The organism is Halorubrum tibetense (assembly GCF_042661865.1).
GTDB lineage: Archaea > Halobacteriota > Halobacteria > Halobacteriales > Haloferacaceae > Halorubrum > Halorubrum tibetense.
Map to the genome: position 1 here is coordinate 1 of NZ_JBHSWW010000444.1, position 1,344 is coordinate 1,344.

Consider the following 1,344-nt stretch of genomic DNA (forward strand, 5'->3'; position numbering starts at 1 on the left):
CCGGCGTTGTCGGGGGAGGAACGGTCGCGACCGGCGACCGTCGCCGGGCGGTACGGCCCGGCGTACGAGGCGCTGCTGGACGCGGCGTGATCGACGGGAGAACCGTCGGTGGCGGTTCGATCGCGCGACCGGTCAGTCGTCCGGGGCCGACCGGTCAGTCCTCCGGGGGCTGACCCGTCAGTCGTCCGCCGGCCGGTTCTTTTTCGTGTAGGCGTCGAGCGCGGTCTCGATCGTCGAGAGGTCCCGCGTCACGCGACTGTCGGCGACCCGCATGAACCCGGGCGTGTACGATGCCGAGTAGTCGAAGATCGTGTTCACGCCGCGTTTCGGGACGGAGACGGGCGTGAACGACTCCACCGTGTACACCCGCGTCGTCGGGAACGCGGTCCAGAACGTGCCGCTGACCCACCGGTCCTCGTCGGCGAACGTCTCGCCGACCCGGCCGGTGGCGACGTACTCGCCGTCGTGGTAGAACAGGAGGAGGTCATCCGGCCCCATGCGCTCGAACGTGGAGTCGTTGCCGCTGCCGTCGCTGACGGCCCACAGGCGGGCCTCGTCGACGGCCGCGAGGGGCTCCGGGCGGTCGTCGTACTCGGTGAGATCGACCGCCGACCGGACCGTTCGATCGAAGTTCTCCGGGTCCACCGGGACCAGGAAGACGTTCTCGCTCATTGACCCGTATTTTCGCCGGCAGGGATTTAAATGCGTCCGTTGCGCCGTCGCTCCGTCCCGGAGTCGCGAGCCCGCGCGATTCGCCGGCGATCGGCCGAACCCCCGACTGTCACTCCCCGTCGGCGTACGCCGCGTACGCCCGGTCCATCCGGGCGGCCATCGCGAAGTCGGACCGGTGAAGCCCGTCGATGTCGTGGCTCCACATCTCGATGCGGACCTCGCCCCACGAGAGGTGGATGTCCGGGTGGTGCCACTCCGCCTCGGCGAGCTCGCCCACGTCGTTGGTGAACGCGAGCGCGGTCTCGAAGTCGGGGAACGCGTACGTCGCTTCGAGGTGGTGACCGTCGACGACCGTCCAGGCGTCGCCGAGGCGTTCGAGGAGCGGTTCGTATCCGTCGGCCGAAAGCGGTTCCGCGTCGTCGTCGGCCGGCTCGACGGGTTCGTCGGCGAGTGAGGATGACATACGTCCCCGTTCGGCACGGAGCCGTTTGTAGCTTCCGCGCCCACAGCAAGTGCGGCCGCCGACACTGTCGCGGCGGCGGAGTTATGTCTGGGCCCGTGCTCGGGCGAGTCATGGAGTTCGACGCCACGTTCGGCACCGACGCCCCGCTCATCGGCATGGTACACCTCCCGCCGTTGCCCGGCGCGCCGGGCGCGCCCGACGACGGCTCG

General features: G+C 69.9%; 2 protein-coding genes and 1 pseudogene. 1 reads left to right on the forward strand and 2 read right to left on the reverse strand.

What is annotated here, in order from left to right; genetic code table 11:
* Positions 1 to 177: 177 nt before the first annotated feature.
* Positions 178 to 672: a hypothetical protein gene (locus tag ACFQEU_RS15990; RefSeq protein WP_379783777.1), complete on the reverse strand. Its 495-nt coding sequence runs from the start codon at positions 670 to 672 to the stop codon at positions 178 to 180.
* Positions 673 to 781: 109 nt separating this feature from the next.
* Entirely contained in the window at positions 782 to 1,135 is a 354-nt protein-coding gene (locus ACFQEU_RS15995) for a 4a-hydroxytetrahydrobiopterin dehydratase (protein WP_379783779.1), read from the reverse strand.
* A gap of 110 nt (positions 1,136 to 1,245) precedes the next feature.
* Here ACFQEU_RS15995 and ACFQEU_RS16000 point away from each other — a divergent pair.
* Positions 1,246 to 1,344, forward strand: a pseudogene (locus tag ACFQEU_RS16000) (phosphorybosylanthranilate isomerase); the annotation flags it as partial.

What these genes read in the sequence shown, in the direction of transcription:
- ACFQEU_RS15990 (WP_379783777.1), bottom strand. Translation starts at nt 672, where the DNA reads ATGAGCGAGAACGTCTTCCTGGTCCCGGTGGACCCGGAGAACTTCGAT.
- ACFQEU_RS15995 (WP_379783779.1), bottom strand. Translation starts at nt 1,135, where the DNA reads ATGTCATCCTCACTCGCCGACGAACCCGTCGAGCCGGCCGACGACGAC.